The 17,006-nt window shown below is 69.6% G+C and carries 15 protein-coding genes and 2 pseudogenes; 6 read left to right on the forward strand and 11 right to left on the reverse strand.

The window, feature by feature from the left end:
- The 10 genes and pseudogenes from ACTWQH_RS29010 to ACTWQH_RS29055 form a co-directional block, all read right to left on the reverse strand.
- A pseudogene (locus tag ACTWQH_RS29010) lies at positions 1 to 133 on the reverse strand (ketol-acid reductoisomerase); the annotation flags it as partial.
- A 93-nt stretch (positions 134 to 226) separates the two neighbouring features.
- Positions 227 to 766, reverse strand: a complete 540-nt coding sequence (gene ilvN / locus ACTWQH_RS29015; protein ID WP_443289754.1) for an acetolactate synthase small subunit — start codon at positions 764 to 766, stop codon at positions 227 to 229.
- A 21-nt stretch (positions 767 to 787) separates the two neighbouring features.
- Positions 788 to 2,584, reverse strand: a pseudogene (locus ACTWQH_RS29020) (acetolactate synthase large subunit); the annotation flags it as partial.
- Between the two features lie 12 nt (positions 2,585 to 2,596).
- On the reverse strand, positions 2,597 to 3,922 hold the full coding sequence (locus ACTWQH_RS29025; protein WP_443289777.1) for a dihydrolipoamide acetyltransferase family protein: 1,326 nt from the start codon (positions 3,920 to 3,922) through the stop codon (positions 2,597 to 2,599).
- Positions 3,923 to 3,957: 35 nt separating this feature from the next.
- Positions 3,958 to 4,968 (reverse strand): alpha-ketoacid dehydrogenase subunit beta, encoded by a 1,011-nt coding sequence (locus ACTWQH_RS29030; protein ID WP_443289755.1) that lies wholly within the window; start codon positions 4,966 to 4,968, stop codon positions 3,958 to 3,960.
- 1 nt (position 4,969) lies between these two features.
- On the reverse strand, positions 4,970 to 6,103 hold the full coding sequence (pdhA, locus tag ACTWQH_RS29035) for a pyruvate dehydrogenase (acetyl-transferring) E1 component subunit alpha (protein ID WP_443289756.1): 1,134 nt from the start codon (positions 6,101 to 6,103) through the stop codon (positions 4,970 to 4,972).
- A gap of 35 nt (positions 6,104 to 6,138) precedes the next feature.
- On the reverse strand, positions 6,139 to 6,378 hold the full coding sequence (locus tag ACTWQH_RS29040; protein WP_443289757.1) for an acyl-CoA carboxylase subunit epsilon: 240 nt from the start codon (positions 6,376 to 6,378) through the stop codon (positions 6,139 to 6,141).
- A 358-nt stretch (positions 6,379 to 6,736) separates the two neighbouring features.
- A complete protein-coding gene (locus tag ACTWQH_RS29045; protein WP_443289758.1) occupies positions 6,737 to 8,527 on the reverse strand; it encodes a thioesterase domain-containing protein in 1,791 nt (596 codons plus the stop codon).
- 403 nt (positions 8,528 to 8,930) lie between these two features.
- Positions 8,931 to 9,623 carry an HAD family hydrolase gene (locus ACTWQH_RS29050; protein WP_443289759.1) on the reverse strand — a complete coding sequence of 231 codons (693 nt, stop codon included), beginning with the start codon at positions 9,621 to 9,623 and terminating at the stop codon, positions 8,931 to 8,933.
- 113 nt (positions 9,624 to 9,736) lie between these two features.
- Entirely contained in the window at positions 9,737 to 10,384 is a 648-nt protein-coding gene (locus ACTWQH_RS29055; protein WP_443289760.1) for a ScbR family autoregulator-binding transcription factor, read from the reverse strand.
- Positions 10,385 to 10,631: 247 nt separating this feature from the next.
- On the opposite strand from ACTWQH_RS29055, the gene ACTWQH_RS29060 reads away from it, so the two are divergent.
- The 6 genes from ACTWQH_RS29060 (at position 10,632) to ACTWQH_RS29085 (ending at position 16,519) form a co-directional block, all read left to right on the forward strand.
- Positions 10,632 to 11,603, forward strand: a complete 972-nt coding sequence (locus tag ACTWQH_RS29060; protein ID WP_443289778.1) for a ScbA/BarX family gamma-butyrolactone biosynthesis protein — start codon at positions 10,632 to 10,634, stop codon at positions 11,601 to 11,603.
- On the forward strand, positions 11,600 to 12,718 hold the full coding sequence (locus ACTWQH_RS29065) for an oxidoreductase (protein ID WP_443289761.1): 1,119 nt from the start codon (positions 11,600 to 11,602) through the stop codon (positions 12,716 to 12,718). The genes ACTWQH_RS29060 and ACTWQH_RS29065 overlap by 4 nt, the downstream gene beginning before the upstream one ends.
- Before the next feature lie 174 nt (positions 12,719 to 12,892).
- Entirely contained in the window at positions 12,893 to 13,477 is a 585-nt protein-coding gene (locus tag ACTWQH_RS29070; protein WP_443289762.1) for a TetR family transcriptional regulator, read from the forward strand.
- A gap of 340 nt (positions 13,478 to 13,817) precedes the next feature.
- Positions 13,818 to 14,537, forward strand: a complete 720-nt coding sequence (locus tag ACTWQH_RS29075) for an AAA family ATPase (RefSeq protein WP_443289763.1) — start codon at positions 13,818 to 13,820, stop codon at positions 14,535 to 14,537.
- Between the two features lie 88 nt (positions 14,538 to 14,625).
- On the forward strand, positions 14,626 to 15,285 hold the full coding sequence (locus ACTWQH_RS29080) for an NADPH-dependent F420 reductase (RefSeq protein ID WP_443289764.1): 660 nt from the start codon (positions 14,626 to 14,628) through the stop codon (positions 15,283 to 15,285).
- A 67-nt stretch (positions 15,286 to 15,352) separates the two neighbouring features.
- Positions 15,353 to 16,519, forward strand: a complete 1,167-nt coding sequence (locus ACTWQH_RS29085) for an NADH:flavin oxidoreductase (RefSeq protein WP_443289765.1) — start codon at positions 15,353 to 15,355, stop codon at positions 16,517 to 16,519.
- 48 nt (positions 16,520 to 16,567) lie between these two features.
- Here ACTWQH_RS29085 and ACTWQH_RS29090 read toward each other — a convergent pair whose 3' ends face one another.
- The gene (locus ACTWQH_RS29090; protein WP_443289766.1) at positions 16,568 to 16,927 is read right to left on the reverse strand and encodes an ArsR/SmtB family transcription factor; all 360 of its coding nucleotides are present in this window, start codon (positions 16,925 to 16,927) and stop codon (positions 16,568 to 16,570) included.
- Positions 16,928 to 17,006 lie beyond the last annotated feature (79 nt).

A 17,006-nucleotide genomic window follows, 5' to 3' on the forward strand; every position in this document is an offset into this window, starting at 1 on the left:
GGACGTCGACTCCCGAGTCGCGCAGGGACAGGGCGTGGGCGTGTCCCTGGCTGCCGTAGCCGAGGACCGCGACCTTGCGGCCCTGGATGATGGACAGATCGGCGTCGTCGTCGTAGAACAGCTCGGCTTTCATGGGGAGGTGTTCCCTTTTCGAGGAGTGCGGACATGAGGGGCTTGCGGGGCATGCGCAGATGAGCCGGGGTACGGCGGGAAAGGGGGGCGTGCGTCAGGCGATGGCGGGCCAGGCTGGTCGGCTGCTGGCGCCGGACTTCTGACGGCTGAGGGACCGGGCGCCGCGGCCGATCGCGATCGTGCCGGACTGCACGAGTTCCTTGATGCCGAACGGCTCCAGCATCCGCAGCATGGCCTCCAGCCTGTCGCTGGAGCCGGTGGCCTCGATGGTGATGGTTTCCGGGGAGACGTCGACGGCCTTGGCGCGGAACAGCTGAACGATCTCGATGATCTGGGAGCGGGTCTCGTTGTCGGCACGTACCTTCACCAGAACGAGTTCGCGGGCGATGGCCACGCTCGGGGCGATCTCCATGGCCCGGAGCACCTCGACCAGCTTGCTGGTCTGCTTGATCACCTGCTCCAGCGGGGTCGAGGCACCGTCGACGACGATGGTGATGCGGGAGATGCCGGGGTGCTCGGTGACGCCGACCGCGAGCGAGTCGATGTTGAAGCCGCGGCGGGAAAACAGGGCGGCAATCCGGGCGAGGATGCCCGGGGTGTTCTCCACCAGGACGGAGAGCGTGTGCTTGGACATGGTCTTCTGCGTCTCTCTCGCTCAGTCGTCTTCGTTGTCGCTGAAGTCGGGGCGGACGTCCCGGGCGGCCATGATCTCGTCGTTGGAGGTGCCGGCGGCGACCATCGGCCACACCATGGCGTCCTCATGGACGATGAAGTCGACGACGACCGGCCGGTCGTTGATGGAGTTCGCCTCTTCGATCACCTTGTCGAGGTCGTCCGGGGACTCGCAGCGGATCGCGAAGCAGCCCATGGCCTCCGACAGCTTCACGAAGTCGGGGACGCGGGTGCCGGCGCTGGGCCCCGCGGCCGAGCCGCTCTTGGACGCTGCGCCGTCGGCCTCGGGGCAGGAGTGCAGCGCGGTGTTGGAGTAGCGCTCGTTGTAGAAGAGGGTCTGCCACTGGCGGACCATCCCGAGGGCGCCGTTGTTGATGATCGCGACCTTGATCGGGATGTTGTTCAGGGCACAGGTGGTGAGCTCCTGGTTGGTCATCTGGAAGCAGCCGTCGCCGTCGATCGCCCAGACGGTCTTGTCCGGGGCTCCGGCCATGGCGCCCATCGCGGCCGGGATCGCGTAGCCCATGGTTCCGGCGCCGCCGGAGTTCAGCCACGCCGCGGGCTTGTCGTGCTGGATGAAATGTGCGGCCCACATCTGGTGCTGACCCACGCCCGCCGCGAAGATCGTGCCCTCCGGGGCGAGTTGGCCGATGCGCGCGATGACCTGCTGAGGGGACAACGAGCCGTCCTCGGGCAGGTCATAGCCGAGCGGGTAGGTCTCGCGCCAACGGCTGAGGTCCTTCCACCAGGCGGTGTAGTCGCCCCGGTGGCCATCGGCGTGCTCCTTCTGGACGGCCCGGACGAGGTCGGCGAGGACCGCGCGGGCGTCCCCGACGATCGGCACGTCGGCGGCGCGGTTCTTGCCGATCTCGGCCGGGTCGATGTCGGCGTGGACGATCTTGGCGTACGGGGCGAAGCTGTCCAGCCTGCCGGTGACGCGGTCGTCGAAGCGGGCTCCGAGGGCGACGATCAAATCTGCCTTCTGCAGCGCGGTGACGGCGGTGACCGAACCGTGCATGCCCGGCATTCCCACGTGCAGCGGGTGGCTGTCGGGGAATGCGCCGAGCGCCATCAGAGTGGTGGTGACGGGCGCTCCGGTGAGTTCCGCAAGGACCTTCAGCTCGGTGGTGGCGCCGGCCTTGATGACACCGCCGCCGACGTAGAGGACGGGCCGCTTGGCGGCGGTGACGAGCTTGGCGGCCTCACGGATCTGCTTGGCTTGCGGCTTTGTGACGGGCCGGTAGCCGGGCAGGTCCATGGCGGGGGGCCAGGAGAAGGTGGTCTTCGCCTGGAGGGCGTCCTTGGAGACGTCGACGAGGACCGGGCCCGGGCGGCCGGTGGAAGCGATGTGGAACGCCTGCGCGATCACACGCGGGATGTCTTCGGCCTTGGTGACCAGGAAATTGTGCTTGGTGATCGGCATGGTTATGCCGACGATGTCTGCCTCCTGGAAGGCATCCGTCCCAATCGAGGAGGACGCGACCTGGCCGGTGATCGCTACGAGCGGCACCGAGTCCATGTGCGCGTCGGCGATCGGGGTGACCAGGTTGGTGGCACCCGGTCCCGAGGTCGCCATGCAGACGCCGACCTTGCCGGTGGCCTGCGCATAGCCGGTGGCCGCGTGGCCGGCGCCCTGCTCGTGCCGGACCAGGATGTGACGCAACCTGGTGGAGTCCATCAGCGGGTCGTACGCCGGAAGGATCGCACCACCGGGAATGCCGAATATCATGTCGGCGCCGACCTCCTCGAGCGAACGGATGAGGGACTGCGCACCCGTGAGCAGCATCAGAGATCAGCCCCAGTGGAGAAGACGGCGGGGGTGTTCGAGGATGGCGGCGACATCGGCGAGAACCTTGGAGCCCAGCTCCCCGTCGACCAGCCGGTGGTCGAAGCTGAGCGCGAGGGTGGTGACCTGGCGCGGCTTGACCTTGCCCTTGTGGACCCACGGATGGAACCTGATCGCGCCGACGGCGAGGATCGCCGACTCGTTGGAGTTCAGGATCGGCGTGCCGGTATCGATGCCGAAGACGCCGACGTTGGTGATCGTCACCGTGCCGCCCTGCATCGCGGCGGGGGATGTCCTGCCCTCGCGGGCCGCTTCCACCAACTCGCCGAGAGCAGAGGCCAGTTGCGGGAGAGTCTTGTCGTGGGCGTCCTTGATGTTCGGCACGATCAGGCCGCGCGTGGTCGCGGCCGCGATGCCCAGGTTCACGTAGTGCTTCTGCACGATCTCCTGCGCCGCCTCGTCCCAGGACGCGTTGATATCCGGGTTCCGCTTGATCGCGACCAGCAGGGCCTTGGCGATCAGCAGCAGAGGGTTCACGCGCAGGCCGTGGTACTCCCGGTCCTGTTTCAGCTCCTCGACCAGCTTCATCGTGCGCGTCACGTCCACGGTCACGAACTCCGTGACATGCGGCGCGGTGAACGCCGAGCCGACCATCGCCGCCGCCGTGGCCTTGCGGACGCCCTTGATCGGAACGCGAGTCTCCCGTGCACCGTCGAACGACACAGCGGACGCAGGCACCAGAGGAACCTGTGATGCGGCAGCGGCCCGCACGTCCTCGCGGGTGATGATGCCGTCCGGGCCGGACGGGCTGATCGTCGCCAGATTCACCCCCAGGTCCTTGGCCAGCTTGCGCACCGGCGGCTTGGCCGCCGCGCGGGACGGGACGGCGGCCAAGCCCTGACTGTTTGGCTGCGCCGGGGCCGTACGGTGCGGGCGGCGCCGGGTGCCGGACTCCGCAATGCCGTAGCCGACCAGGACCGGCTGTCGGACCCTCGGCTGCGCTTCCTCCGTCGGCCGGGCCGACTCCGGCTGTGCGGGGGCCGCCGGGACGTCCGGTTCGCTGTCCGTGCCGGAGCCGGTGTCCACCGAGATGATCACAGTGCCGACGCGGACGGTGGCGCCTTCCGGGGCGTGGACGGCGTGCACCACACCGTCGTAGGGGACGGGCAGTTCCACGGCCGCCTTGGCGGTCTCCACCTCGCAGATCGTCTGGCCGTCTGTCACCGCGTCACCAGGTTTCACGTACCAACGGATTATTTCGGCGTCCACGAGTCCCTCGCCTACGTCGGGCAGCCGGAACTCGCGGACGTGCCGCGCAGTCGTCGTCACGATTCCTCGCCTCAAAAGTCTCGGTGGCTCAAGACGCCTCAGAACGCCATGGCACGGTCGACGGCGTACAGGATGCGGTCCAGGTTCGGCAGGTACTCCTCCTCGAACTGGGAGGGCGGATACGGCATGTGGTAGCCGCCGACCCGCAACACCGGAGCCTCCAGGTGGTGGAAGCACCGTTCCGTCATCCGGGCAGCGATCTCCGCGCCGGCCCCGAAGAACACCGGCGCCTCGTGGACGACCACCAGGCGGCCGGTGCGCCGTAGCGAGGCTTCGACGGAGTCGAAGTCCATCGGGGAGATGGAGCGCAGGTCGAGCACTTCGAGGCTGCGGCCCTCACGTTCGGCCTCCTCGGCGGCCTCCAGACAGGTCCTGACGGTGGGTCCGTAGCAGGCCAGTGTCAGGTCCGTGCCCCCTCTGACCACTTGGGCGAGGTGCAGGGGCCGGCCAGCCGCCGCGGTGTTCACCGTGCCGCGCTCGTAGTAGCGCCGCTTCGGCTCGAAGTAGATCACCGGGTCGTCGTTCTGGATGGCCTGCTGCATCATCCAGTACGCGTCCGAGGCGTTCGACGGAGAGACGACCTTCAGGCCGGCCACGTGCGCGAACAGCGCCTCCGGCGACTCGGAATGGTGCTCGACCGCGCCGATGCCGCCGCCGTAGGGGATACGGATCACCACCGGCAGCCTTACCTTGCCCATCGAGCGTGCATGCATCTTTGCGAGCTGTGTGACGATCTGGTCGTAGGCCGGGAAGACAAAGCCGTCGAACTGGATCTCCACCACCGGGCGGTAGCCGCGCAGGGCGAGGCCGATCGCGGTGCCGACGATGCCGGACTCAGCGAGCGGGGAGTCGATGACCCGATCCTCGCCGAAATCCTTCTGGAGGCCGTCCGTGACACGGAAGACGCCACCGAGCCTGCCGACGTCCTCGCCCATGACCAGGACCTTGGGGTCCTCCTCCAGAGCATGGCGCAGCGACTCGTTGATGGCCTTGGCCAGCGGCATCTCGTGCGGGGCGGCTGCGGCCGTACGCGAGTTCGTGCCCGGCATCTCAGCATCCCTCCGAGTCGAACGCGGCTGTGTAAGCGGTGAACTGGGCGAGTTCCTCGTCCACCAGGGCGTGGCCGTCCGCATAGCTGTGCCGGAACATCACCTTGGGGTCGGGCACGGACATCGCCCGCACCCGCTCACGCACGGCCCGCGTCGCCTGCCGGCACCGGTCGTCGACGTCCGCGAAGTAGGCTTCGTCGGCCCAGCCCTGGCTGGTCAGGAGCGCTTTGAGCCGGGCGATGGGATCCTTGGCGCGCCACTCGTCGACTTCCGCCGCGTTCCGATAGCGGGTCGGATCATCGGAGGTGGTGTGGGCGCCCATCCGGTAGGTGAACGCCTCGATCAGCGTCGGGCCCTGGCCCTTGCGTGCGCGTTCCAGCGCCCACCTGGTGACCGCGAGGCAGGCGAGGACGTCGTTGCCGTCCACCCGGACTCCGGGGAAGCCGAAGCCAGCCGCCCGCTGGTGGATCGGCACGCGAGTCTGCTTCTCGGTGGGCTCGGAGATCGCCCACTGGTTGTTCTGGCAGAAGAAGACGACGGGCGCCTCGTGCAGCGCGGCGAAGTTGAACGCTTCGCTGACGTCCCCCTGGCTGGTCGCGCCGTCGCCGAAGTAGACGATGACGGCGGAGTCCGCGCCGTCCTTGGCCAGGCCCATGGCGTAGCCGGTGGCGTGCAGGGTCTGCGAGCCGATGACCAGGGTGTAGAGGTGGAAGTTGTGCTCGGCTGGGTCCCAGCCACCGTGGCTGACACCCCGGAACAGGGCGAGGAGATCCGCCGGGTCCATGCCCCGGCATAGGGCTACACCGTGGTCGCGGTAGCTGGGGAAGACGTGGTCGTCGTCGGCGAGGGCCCGGCCCGAACCGATCTGGGCAGCCTCCTGGCCCAGGAGCGAGGGCCACAGCCCCAGTTCGCCCTGGCGTTGCAGCAGGATGCCCTCGGCGTCCACGGCCCTGGCCTTGGCCATGTCCTCATACAGACCGCGTAGTTCTGTGGGGGGCACCTCGATGGTGTGCTCGGGGTGCATTCGCAACTCGCCCTGGGGGGTGAGTAGTTGCACGAACTTCTCGGCCTCCGGTCGGCGCGTGCTGCTGTCGCCGTTCCTCCGGGAGTGGCTCGCCACTCCGGCACGTCCCATGGGGGCGCCCTCCTTTCTCGGTGTACGTGCGCGGGTCAGCGCGGCCAGCTGTGGGCGCCCTGAAAGGCGCGCGGCGGGACGAACCGGGGGGCGTGGTGGGGTCGCCGGTCCCAGTCGGCCGGTGCGGCAGGGCTTGGGCTGGCGTGGACGGGGAGGAACGCGGTGAGGGCCGCCAGTTCCTCCGCGGTGGCCCGACCCTTGATCACACGGATCGGACCGCTAGGGGCATTGATCACAGTCGTCGTCTCCAAGAGAGATAGGACAGGGAGCCGCACCGGTCTGCGTCGGGAGCGAAGGCTGGGAGGAACGCTCCGCGCTTCGCGGGTCGGATGACGAAAGGCGGATGGGCCGACTTCGTCTCAGTATCCCGGTGGAGAAACCGGTGCTGCCCGGAATTAGATCCGTGCTCCGGACGGGATAACGATGTGGCATTCGGGCTTCGGCCCAGTGGATACGGTACAACTCTGCCCTGGCGTTCGTGCTGCCGCAAGGTTTTACCGTGCGGGCCGGTGCACACCAGTCAGTTGCCATGTGAACGGGCGGAAACGCCGGAACTGGCGGTGTGCGGGGAGAGCGTGCGGAGAACGCGGAAAGCGGCCGGAAGTTCCGCCGGCGCTGCTGCTGAGTGTTCGGTCAGACGGGAAGCGAGAACGGTGACAGCACCATATTGAGCACGCTGAAGAACTGCTTCCTTGATTCACGCGTAAAGAAATGTCCGCCGGGCATGGTGTGCAGAGTGCAGTCCCGGTCGGTGTGCGACAGCCAAGCCGCCGCGTCCGGGACCGCAACCAGGGGATCGTCGGTGCCCGTGAAGACCTCGACGGGACAGGCCAGTGGCACCGCCCGCGCGGCGGCGCCCGCGCTGTCGCACAGGGCGATGTCAGCCCGTACGAGCGCGAGGCGGTCGTCGAGCCAGCGCCGGTCGACGCGCAGCGAGGCAGGCAGGGCGGCGACGTCCAGGAGGAGAGCGGTCAGTTGAGAGTCAGTCAGATGTCTGGCGCCGCACAGCGGATGAGGCAGATGCGGCGCTGGGTAGGCGCCGACCAGCAGCCGTTCGGGCAGCCGGCGGTCGGCGGCCGCGCGCAGCCGGGTGAGGTGGTAGGCGATCAGCGCGCCCATGCTGTGGCCGTAGAGCAGGTAAGGCTCTTCGAGAGCCGGTGCGAGGTGTTCCTCCACGGCCGCTACGAGGGAGGACAGCATACGGTGCCGATGGGATCCGGCGGCCGCATCCCGCCCAGGGAGCCGTACGGGGACAACCCGGACGCTCGGGCCGAGGGCGTGCTGCCAGCCGGAGAAGAAGGCGGTGCCACCACCTGCGGGATGGAAGCAGAACAGGGTGAGCGGTCCGGTGTCCCCGCGCGTGGATGTGCGCCGTTGTGCGACTGCGGCCGGGCCCCGGTTGCACGGCCCGGCCGCCGGGAACGCGTGCCGGGGGTGGGCGTCGCCCGCATCAGACGGCTGCCGCGACAACTTTTGTCCCGGAGCTCGCGGCGGCCTTCCTCGCGGCGGTCGGGACGACGTTCCGTCCCGAGCCACCGGCGACGCTCCCCACGAGAGTGGGGCGGACGAGGGAGCCCGCCGCCCGGGACTGCGGTTCCTCTGCCTCCACGGCGCCCGCGCGTCGGCCTCCCTGGAGACCGTCGACCTGCTGGGCGATGCGCCGCCAGCCTTCCGCGCATTCCAGGGCGAGCTGGGAGACACGGTCGGCGCAGTGCGGCGGTATGTCGCGCAGCAACCGATCGGGGTGCCCCCCCCGGCCGAGATGTTGGCGGCCAGAAGTCGCAGCAGCTGACGGCCGCTCTCGGTGAGCCGGAGCGCGGGATCGTTCATCAGCCGTTCCAGTACGGAGGCCGGATCCCGAGGCCGGTGCCGGGGCGGCCTGCCGTCGCAGGGCACCGGGTCGGTAGCGGCTCGTTCCCGCTCCGCCGCGGGTCGGCGTTTGGCGGGCAGCGGGTTCTCACCGCGTCGCATCCGTTCCCGGACGTCGCGGACGGTCCCCGGCGAGATGCCGGCCTCGCTGGCGATGGCTCGTAGCGACGCCTTCGGGTTCGCCCTGATCAGCTCGCTCGCGCGTAGGCGTCCCGCGGAACTGTCGACCGGGCGGAGCCGCCCGTCCCGGCCCAGACGGGCGGTGGCCTCGGGGATCCGCTCCGTCTCGCCGCGTCGCAGCGCCCGGAGCGTCTTCGTGGACAGACCGGTGATCGAGGCGATCATTCGGTCGGACCATTCGGGGTGGGAGGCGAGGATGCGGTTGGCTGCCGCGGTGCGGTCGGCCGTGGACAGCGGAAGTCCGTGCCGCGTGTTGCGCTGCACGGACAGTGCGAAGGCGTCCTGCTCGGAGCCGTCGAAGAACTGTGCCGGTATGAGATCCCTGCCCTGCTCGGCGGCCACCCGCAGCCGGTGCATGCCGTCGATCACCCGCATGGTGGGGCGGTGGACTGTAATCGGGGGGAGCGGCTCGGTGGTCTCCGCGAGCAAGGCGAGGTGCTCGGGGGACTCCCCGGCGATGCGCGGGGAGTCCCCCGGCAGTAACTCCCTGACAGGGACCAGCTCCACCGCGGAGAGGACAGGCTCCCAGCGCTCTCTCGTCCCCGGCTCCTTCGCAGAGCCCGCGTCCGGCGCCGGTCGTACGGCGGTGTGATCGGGCGTGATCTCAGGATTCACGGAACGACTCCCAATCTCGGTGTGAACCCGGCGTCCGCCTGTGGGCGGTCAGCCGAGACTCGGCATCCTCATCATCACACAGAACATACCTTGAGGAAGGTATTTTTACTTGTTGGGGATTAAGGCTGCGTTACCAGTGGGGAACGAGCCCTTCCGGCGGTGGTCAGGCGCCGGCCGACAGGGCGCCGTCGTCGCCGGGCAGGAACAGGCCACCAGGGAGCCGGCCCGCCAGGTCTCGGTCGCCGACGACGACCGGGTGTCCCACCTCGGTGAGCATGGGTAGATCGGAGATGTGATCCCCGTACGCGTGGCAGTCGGCCGCGTCGATGTGCGGATGAGCGCTCAACAACCGGCGGACGGCGGCCCGCTTCTCCCCGCCGATGACCGGCTCGCCGACCAGTTCGCCGGTCAGCACGCCGTCGCGCACCTCGGGCCGGCTGCACACCAGATGGACCGCACCGATGTCCGCCGCGATCGGGTCGAGGATCGCCGGGAAGGAGCCGGAGACCAGGACGACGGCGGCGCCGTCGGCCCGGTGCCCGAGCAGGGCGTTGCGCGTCTCGGGGATGTAGAAGGAACCGGCCGCCGAACGCCGCTCGAACCACTCGGCCCCGGACGCGGCGACCAGGTGGGCCGGCTCCCCGGTCCAGGCCCGGTAGTAGACGCGATTGGCGTGTTCGCGGGGCGTGCCGCTGGCGGACAGGGCGGCGAGTGTCTCCCGCACCTCACGGGCCCGCTCAGTGCCGCGCCGCCCGTACCTGCGGCCGAAGTGGAAGTCGAGGAAGTCGAACATGCTCTTGCAGCGGATCAGCGTCTCGTCGACGTCGCTGAACACCAGGCGGGCGGGCACGGACACGGGGTCTCCCTCAGAGGTCGCTGGGTTGGCGAATGTGGAGGGCTCGGGCCGTCGGGCGGACGGACTCGGGCACCATCGGGTTCCAAGTCCGGGTGTCGTCTCGGGCGCGGGGGTCAGCGGCGGCTGGTCTGCGCGCGCAGCGCCGGGAAGATCAGATCACGGACCTCCGTCCAGCGCTCCATGATGTCTGCGCGTCGGTGCAGGTTGTCGGAGATGTGCTGCATGCCGAAGAAGGCCGCGACCGTCACACGGGCCGCCTGGTCGGGGTCCACGCCGTCGCGCAGCTGCCCCAGTTCCCGGGCCTCGTGCAGCAGCGAGGAGATGAGGCTCGTCCAGTCGACGTAGGGCTCCGGGAGCTCAGCGTCGATGAAGGAGCGCTCGTTCTGCAGCCGCGTACCGGCCTGCATGATCGCATCGTTCGCGAGGTCTCCGGTGGCCTGGTCGAACATCTCAATCACCGTGTCGAAGGGGGACAGGCCCTTGCTACGCACCTCGTCCAGAGTGCGGGGCCAGCGAGAGTACAGCTCCTCCACCACCGCGACGGCCAGGGACTCCTTGTTGGGGAAGTGGAAGTACACAGCTCCCTTGGTCATGCCGACCCGTTGGGCGACATCCGTGATGGACGTGTAGGGGTAACCGCGCACGGCGAAGATCTCCGCGGCGCACCGCAGGATGTGCGCGCGGGTGCGCACGGCCCGGTCCTGGCGGGGATCGGGGCCGCGCAGGACCCGGGACTTCTCCCCTGAGCTCCTGGGCTCCACCGGCCTTCTCGTCATTGTCGGCTGAATGTCTCCCACAGGTTGCCACTCCCTAAGGTGTCAAGTAATCACCTAGCAATATACCTTCCCCCAGGTATATTTCTGATCGCTGTGCATGCGGCCTGGCACGCCGCCCACACACGTCGCACCGGGGGAGGGTGACGAATCCTGCCCTGCGCGGCGTCTCATCCAGGAGGCGACTTCCCACATGCTCATCGGCCCCCCGATCCACAGATGCCTGTCCCCCCGGATCACCCCGGCCGCATCAAGCCCGGGTCTCTCCTTCGCACGCTGTCTGGCGCCGGACAAGGTGCACAAGGCGGCAGCCGGCGAAGTGCTTCTGACCGACTCCTTACGACTGAGCGAGCACCGGTTCGCGGTTGCGGCCCTGTGGCCGCGCGACGGCTTCCTGCACCACCAGGGCGGCGGGGCGCCTGGCGACCCGCTGCTGCTGGTGGAGACGGTGCGGCAGACCCTCATACACCTCTCGCACACCTATTACGGCATACCGCCGGGCCACCCGTTCGTCCTCTCCACGCTGTACTTCGACACCGACCCGCAGGGCCTGCCCGGCTGGCGCGGCGGCCCGCTCCCGGTCACCCTGGACGTCACCTGCTCGCCCACCACGTCCGTTCCGCGCCGTTTCGGCATGGCGCTCGACGCCGTGATGCAGGTCTACGACCTGACGCTCGGCCGGGCGGGGATGCGCTGGGAGGTCCTGGACCCGCGCCGGTACGACCTGATCCGTGCCCGTACCATGCGTGCGCCGGCCGATCTGACCACAAGGGGGGCACCCCGGCACCCGCGTCCGCTGGACCCGCGGGACGTGGGCTATGGCCACCCCGAGCACGTGCTGCTCGCCGAGGGCGGCGAGCGTACCGGCCGCGACTGGTGGCTACATCTGAACCGGCGGCACCCGGTGCTCTTCGACCACGAGTCGGACCACATACCGGGCATGGTGCTGCTGGAGGCGTTCCGCCAAGCGGCCCGCGCCGCTGAGTTGCCCTGCCGGCTCTCCCTCAGCGCCGTCGCAGCGAGCTACGAGGCCTTTGGAGAGTTGGACGCACCGGTCAAGATCAGCGCCCGGCTGCCGCGGCAGACGCATCCGGCAGCCGAACCGGCGGCCGTAGAGGTGACGGCGGTCCAGGGTGCCGCCGTCCTGGCCACGGCCCGCTTCGGAGACGGGTCCCGCTTTCCGTCGGTCGGCGAGGTGGCCTCGTGACCGCGGCCGGTACCGACGAACTGCCCGCGGAACTGCTCCGGCACGCGGCGAAGGTCGCCGGCCGTGACCTCGACGCGATGCAGGCACACCACCGGCTGAGCACGGAGACGGCTGCGGCCGTGGTGGCGGCCGGATTCGCCCGACACTTCGTGCCCCGGGAGTTCGGGGGCACCGCCGGCCGGTTCTCGTCCCTGGTCTCCGCCTCGGCGGAGCTGGCGCAGACGTGTGCTTCCACCGCCTGGTGCGCAACCCTCTACGCCGCGCACGGCCGGCTCGCCGCCTACCTCCCGGCGGCCGGACGGCGGGCACTGTGGGGCGACTCACCCGACGTTCCCATCGCCGCCTCGATCATGCCCCCGCAGGGAGAGGCGGAGCGGACGGCGACGGGCTGGCGCATCCGTGGCCGCTGGGCCTTCGCCAGCGGTGTCGACCACGCCGAATGGCTGCTGCTGGCCTGCCGTACGCAGGACGCGGGCCGCCCAGAACACCGTATCCTCGCCGTCCCGCGCGGCGAGGCCGAGGTCCTGGACACCTGGCGCTCGCTGGGCATGCGGGCTACGGGCAGCCACGAGGTCGAGGTGGCGGGAACCGAGGTGCGTCGGCATCTGGCTCTGACCCTGGACGACTTGGCGCGTCCGCGGTCGGATGCCGACCGGTGTCATGCCGTCCCCCCTCTGCTGGTGGGGGCGTTGATGTTCGCCGCGCCGATCTATGGGGCGGCGCGGGCGGCGCTGGCCGCCTGGAGCGCGGACCAGGCGGCCAGACGGACCAGCGGGTTCGCGACCAGCCGGTCGGCGGAGGCGGAACGGGTACTGGCCAGCTCCTCGGCCGAGATCGACGCCGCCCAGCTGTTGCTGGAGCGGGCCGCGGACCGGGCCGACCACGGTGAAGTGACCGATCTGCTGGTCGCGGAGAACCGGCGGGACGCGGTGGCGGCCGCCCGGATGTGCGCCGCCGCGACCGACCGGCTGTTCCGGACCGGGGGCTCACGGGCGCACGCGGCTGACTCCGTCCTGCAGCGCTGCTGGCGAGACGTGAGCACCGCAGTCTCGCATGCCGCCCTCGGAGCCGAGGGCGCGGCCGTCGAGTACGCCACGGCGGTCCTCGGCGCCTGACACGGGTCCGCCGAGGAGGTCGTGCACGGCGAGGGCCGGAGAGGCAGTGCACGTTGGGGGCGTCGCACCGATGGGCGCGTCGCCCCGTCTGCGTACTCGATATCATACCTGCGCACAGGTATGTTTCAGTCTCCACGAAGGACCTTGTGAAGAGAGGTCGGAGAGGCTGCTTCGGTGGTGAAACAGATCAGGGCGCGGCGGACGCGGTCACGATTGCTGGACGCCGCGGCGGAGGAGTTCGCCGTCCACGGGTACGCGGCGACAAAACTGCAGGCCGTGGTCGCGCGGACGGGCATGACCAAGGGCGCCCTGTACGGGCATTTCCCCTCCAAGCGTCACCTCGCGACCGCCCTGGTCGCGGAGAGCGCCCAGCAGTGGAGCCGGATCAGCAGTACCGGCCTGGAGCGCGGTGGCACGGCAGACGTGATCCTCGCCGGTCTGATCCGCGAGATACGCGCCCAGCTTGAGACCAACGTCCGCTTCCGGGCGGCGCTGCGCCTCGCCGCGGACTGCGAACTCTCCCCGAGCGGCTCGCCGGGCCTGTTCGAAGGCATTCGCTGCGAGTTGGTCCGCAGCGTGCGCCGGGCCCAGGAGGAGAAGGGGCTGGCCCGGTCGTATCCCGCGGAGACCGTCGCGTACCTCATCCTGGCGCTCGTCTACGGCACCTCGCACCTGCCGCTCTGGGAGACCGCCCAGGGTGTGACGGTCGACCCGGACCGGGCCTGGGAGATGCTGCGAACCGCCCTGAACCTCGGCTAGTAGCCCGGCGCACGGTCCGGCGTCCCCGTGGCTGTGCAACCGGGGGCGGGACTCAGTCGCACACGCGGTGGGTGTCTGTGCCCGGCGACCTCGTCCGGGTCCGCTCCGCTGTGCAATCTCTCATGCTGGCGGTGCGACTTTTTCGTTCGCTAGTCTGCAATGCGTGTGACGGCGTCACCGAAACGGGCCCGAGAACCTTCCGGTCGATCTGATGGCGCGTGACTTTCCCTCTTCGTAACGCCCGTGGCGTGGGCGGCGATTCCTCCACGCGGGATCCGGTTACGAACTGCTGCACCCCTGCCGCCGTTTTCTCCGTTTTACGCAGAAAGGCGAACCCAGAATGAAGCTTGCTATTTCCGGTACTTATTCCTCCGGCAAGACCCTCACGACGATGGCGCTGGCCCACCTGACGGGCATCCCGCGCACCCACGCCAAGACCATGCGGGAGATCCTTCCGCACGCGGTGCCGGGAAAGACCCTGGAGGAGTGCAACGCGGCCGAACTCATCCAGTTGGTGATGCGGCGCTACGTGGAGCGCGCGGTCCACGAGAGCCACCTGCCGAACGGCTACATCTCCGACGGCTCGTCCCTGCATGAGTGGACCTACGCCACCGTCCGAGTCACGGTCGGCATCAACCCCAACGAATCCATCGGCCTCGACTCCGTCGAGAAGACGGACGAGATCCGCTTCTACGAGCAGGTGGTCGAACAGTTGGGTGTGGCGCTGAAGCAGTACGCCAAAGAGACCTACGACGCCTTCGTCCACCTGCCCATCGAGTTCCCGCTGGACCCAAACGGGCACCGGCCGGTCAACGAGCGCTTCCGGGAGCTGTCCGACCAGCTTCTGCTGAGCGTGCTCCGCGAGGAACTGAGGATCCCCGTGCACATCGTGGGCGGCTCGATCCCCGAGCGACTGGAGGCCATCACCGAACTCTTCGACTTTCCGAAGGTCATGTCGATCGAGGACGCCATCGCGGCGGCCCGTGAGGACTACGCCCTCCTCGACGTCCGCACCGAGGCCGAGCGTAACGCGGCGGCGGCACAGGTGGCGGCGGCCTGAGCTGGACCGTGCCCCCGGGCGGGCAAGCACGGCCGCCCCGGTGCCGGGCCGTCCGCCTCCCCCCGACCTCAGCAAAGGGATTTCCGTCATGACTGATTCCACCTCGTCCTCACCCCGCAGGCTCGCCGTCCTGGGCGCGGGCAACGTCGGGCAGCCGATCGGCCGTCACTGGGCGGCCGCCGGTCACACCGTGACCTTCGGCTCCCGCTCGCCGGAGCGCCTCTCCGACTTCGTCGCCCTACTGAGCGGCGGCGCACGCGCCGCGTCGTACGCCGAGGCCGCCGAGGCAGCGGACGTCGTTCTGCTGTCCGTGCCGCATTCCGCCTTGGAGGAGCTGCTGGAGACGGTCGGCAAGCGGCTGGCCGGGAAGATCGTCATCGATGCCACCAACCCCGTCCTTCTCACCGACGACGGCCGCGTGATCTCCACCCTCGGCGGCGGGCTCACCCAGGGCCGGCACACCGCCAAGCTGCTGCCGGACGCCACGGTGGTCCGGGCGTTCACCCATGTCATGGACGAACTGCTGTGGTCGCGCGGCACCCGGCAGCGGCACTTCTGGGGTATGGCTCTGGCCGGCGACGAGGCCGAGGCGAAGGACGTCGTCGCTCAGCTGGTCCACGACGCCGGCTTCGTCCCGGTGGATCTGGGCGGACTCGACGACTCGGCCGCGCTCGACCCGGGAGGTGTGGTGTTCCCTCACATGTTCACTCCGGCGGACCTGCGGGTGGCCGCCGGGCTTGCTGGCTGACACGGCTGCACACGGGTGCCAGCGCCCGCCGGCACCCCGCGCACCTTCGTTGGAAGGACATCAACACGTGAGCACTGCCACGGGCGCGACCACCGCCACGGAACACCTCTTCACCCCGTTCAAGGTGGGTTCTCTCGCCCTGGAGAACCGCATCGTCATGGCCCCCATGTCCCGGGACCTGTCTCCGGGCGGGGTGCCGGGGGCGGACGTCGCCCGCTACTACGCACGCCGGGCCCGGCACGGGGTCGGACTGATCATCACCGAGGGCACGTTCGTCGGCCATCCGGCCGCCGGTAACCGGCCAGCGGTGCCCCGCTTCCACGGGGTCGATGCCCTGGCCGGCTGGGCGGAGGTCGTGCGCGCCGTGCATGCCGCCGGGGGCAGGATCGCCCCGCAGCTCTGGCATGTGGGCCGGGATCCCCTGGTGTGGGGGAAGTCGCTGGAGGCGGCACGCTTCTCACTCCCGAAGGGGGTCGAGCTGTTCGATCCGCCCGGTGGGCTGATGAGCCCGTCGGGCATCGATCCGGATGGTCCCGCCGGCCGGGAGATGTCTGAGTCGGACATCTCGGAAGTGATCGACGCCTTCGCCCGGGCCGCGGCCGACGCCGAGCGCATCGGCTTCGACGGCATCGAGCTGCACGCCGCGCACGGCTATCTCTTCGACCAGTTCTTCTGGAACGTCACCAACCGCCGTACCGACCGCTACGGCGGCGACGTGGCGAGCCGGGCGCGCTTCACCGCCGAGGTGGTACGGGCCTGCCGCGCCGCGACCGGGCCCGGCTTTCCCGTCATCCTGCGCATCTCCCAGTGGAAGGTGGCGCACTACTCGGCGCGCATCGCCGACGATCCGCGGGAGCTGGAGACGTTGCTCGCGCCGCTGGTGGAGGCGGGAGTCGCGGTCTTCCACTGCTCGACCCGGCGGTTCTGGCGGCCCGAGTTCGACGGTTCACCGCTGAATCTGGCGGGCTGGGTGAAGAAGGTCACCGGCCTTCCCACCATCACGGTCGGGTCGGTCGGGCTGAAGGACAGCGACTATCTGGGCTACGTCGAGGGCAAGGGCGCCGAGACCGACGACGTCTCGCTGGTGGCCGAGCGGCTCGCCCGGGGCGAGTTCGACTTGGTGGCGGTGGGCCGGGCGCTGGTGGCGAACCCGGATTGGCCGGAGCTGGTCCGCCGCGGGCGCACGGACGACCTGCGGAACTTCGAGGCCGGGATGCTCACGGCCCTCGACTGAGCCGTCGGTCCGCCCGGTCCCTGGTCGGCGCGCCCGGTGTGCCACAGGTCAGGGCAGGGCGCCGTCGGCCCGGACGGCCTCCTGGTTGGCCGCCTCGACGATCGCGTCCAGCAGCCCCGGAAAGGCCCGGTCGAGGTCGGTCCGACGCAGCATGTTCATCTTCGACGTACCGGCGTAGTACTGCCGGACGATGCCGGACTGGCGCAGTACGCGGAAGTGGTGCGTGCCGGTGGATCGCGTCACCGAGATGGCGAAGGTGCCGCACGCCATGTCGCCGGGGGCGTTCGCGATCTGGCGGACGATGCTGCGCCGCACCGGGTCTGCGAGGGCTTCGAGCACGCCCTGCAGCGTGATGTCGTCCGCGTCGGGGTGGTCGGTGATGCGATCTACGGCCGTCCGTGCGGTCACTTCGTGCCTCCTGTTCGGCTGAGCTCATCGTACGACGGTCGTCATATGACGATGACTGTCAACGTTTGACAGGCGTCGT

The organism is Streptomyces sp. 6N223, from assembly GCF_052246635.1.
Classification (GTDB): domain Bacteria; phylum Actinomycetota; class Actinomycetes; order Streptomycetales; family Streptomycetaceae; genus Streptomyces.

What these genes read in the sequence shown, in the direction of transcription:
- ACTWQH_RS29030 (WP_443289755.1), bottom strand. Translation starts at nt 4,968, where the DNA reads ATGCCGGGCACGAACTCGCGTACGGCCGCAGCCGCCCCGCACGAGATG.
- ACTWQH_RS29080 (WP_443289764.1), top strand. Translation starts at nt 14,626, where the DNA reads ATGACTGATTCCACCTCGTCCTCACCCCGCAGGCTCGCCGTCCTGGGC.
- ACTWQH_RS29045 (WP_443289758.1), bottom strand. Translation starts at nt 8,527, where the DNA reads ATGCGGGTGATCGACGGCATGCACCGGCTGCGGGTGGCCGCCGAGCAG.
- pdhA (WP_443289756.1), bottom strand. Translation starts at nt 6,103, where the DNA reads ATGGGACGTGCCGGAGTGGCGAGCCACTCCCGGAGGAACGGCGACAGC.
- ilvN (WP_443289754.1), bottom strand. Translation starts at nt 766, where the DNA reads ATGTCCAAGCACACGCTCTCCGTCCTGGTGGAGAACACCCCGGGCATC.
- ACTWQH_RS29075 (WP_443289763.1), top strand. Translation starts at nt 13,818, where the DNA reads ATGAAGCTTGCTATTTCCGGTACTTATTCCTCCGGCAAGACCCTCACG.